This is a genomic window from Erysipelatoclostridium sp. MSK.23.31 (genome assembly GCF_019125875.1).
In the GTDB taxonomy this organism is placed as follows: domain Bacteria; phylum Bacillota_I; class Bacilli_A; order Erysipelotrichales; family Coprobacillaceae; genus Thomasclavelia; species Thomasclavelia ramosa.
This window is the reverse complement of record NZ_JAHOCB010000098.1, coordinates 1-1,508: the sequence shown is the minus strand read 5'-3', so window position 1 is coordinate 1,508 and position 1,508 is coordinate 1. Positions and strand designations below refer to the sequence as shown.

The window sequence follows — 1,508 nt, the reverse complement described above, 5'->3', positions numbered from 1 at the left end:
TGTCAAATCTAATATTAATGAAAGAAGGAATGATATTATGGCAGTTGCACACAAAAGCGCTATAAGCGTTGGACTTATTTATGTACCAGTTTCACTTTATAAAACAACCCGAAATACAGCTATCAGTTTCAATCAACTATGTAAAGATGAGAACGGAAAATACCAGCGTATTAAATATCAAAAGTTATGTCCCTCTTGCAATTCAGAAGTTAAAAGTAGTGATATTATAAAAGGGTATGAATATGAAAAGGGTAAATATGTTACAATATCTAACGATGAACTTGAAAGAATCAAATCAAAAACTGATAAAACTATTCATGTATTACATTTTGCTAAAATGACCGACATTGATCAATTATATTATGATAAAAATTATTACATTGTTCCAGAGCCTGGTGGTGAAAAGGCATTTGAACTACTCAGACAAGCACTATTATCTCAAAAGAAAGTTGCCATTGCTAAAACCGTTATGGGGACAAAGGAGGAACTTATAGTTCTGTATCCCACTAAAACAGACATCATTGCTAAAATACTATTTTTTCAGGATGAAATTCAACCAGCTCCAACTATTAACAAGGTTTCTGTTGATAAAAATGAACTTGAAATGGCTAAAACCTTAATCAACTCTATGACAAATAAATTTGCACCAGAAGCGTATCACGATGAATATCAAGCTAAATTGCATGATGCTATACAGACTAAAATAAACGGTCAGGAAGTAGTAGTTGCTGATGACAGTCAGCCTAACAGTGTAATTGATTTAATGTCTGCACTGCAGCAGTCTATTGATCTAGCTAACACACAAGCATCAAATAACATGGCATCGTAACTATGAATGACATTTTTGCTAAACGTTTAGCAAGACCAATGCTAATTGCTAATCAATCTGAGCCGTTCAACTCACCAGAGTATTTATTTGAATTAAAGTTTGATGGAATCAGATGTCTTGCATATATTGATAGAAAAAGTGTTGATTTAAGAAATAAGCGTAACAAAGAACTGATTAATCAGTTTCCTGAACTTTCTAATATTTTTTCCAATGTTAATGGACAATGCATTCTTGATGGAGAGATCATTGTCCTTAAAAACGGTAAACCTGACTTTTACGAAGTTCAAAAGCGTACAGTTATAACTGACTTTTTTAAAATAAAACTCTTATCTGAAAAGTATCCTGCTACCTTTGTTGTCTATGATTTAATATATTTTGACAATGACTTACTTATCGATATACCAATAGAAGAAAGAATAAACAAATTGCCACGATTAATTAATGAAAATAATCGTATATCTATATCGAAAGTTATAGAAAATACTGGTATAGAGTTATTTAATATTGTCAAATCAAAAGAACTGGAAGGAGTAGTTGCCAAACGAAAAGGTAGCAAATATTTCTTTGAAAAGCGTTCAACTGACTGGATTAAATTTAAATATCTGGTTGATGATGATTTCGTTCTCTGCGGATATATTCAAAAAGACAACAATATGACAAGTTTTATATTAGGTAAATA

2 protein-coding genes are annotated in these 1,508 nt (G+C 31.2%); both read left to right on the top strand.

The features are described from left to right. A partial coding sequence (gene ku, locus KSU54_RS18385; RefSeq protein WP_306794078.1) for a non-homologous end joining protein Ku occupies nt 1-829 on the top strand: 829 nt, incomplete at its 5' end. Between the two features lie 2 nt (nt 830-831). Then, on the top strand, nt 832-1,508 hold a 677-nt coding region (locus KSU54_RS18380), incomplete at its 3' end, for an ATP-dependent DNA ligase (RefSeq protein ID WP_217749049.1).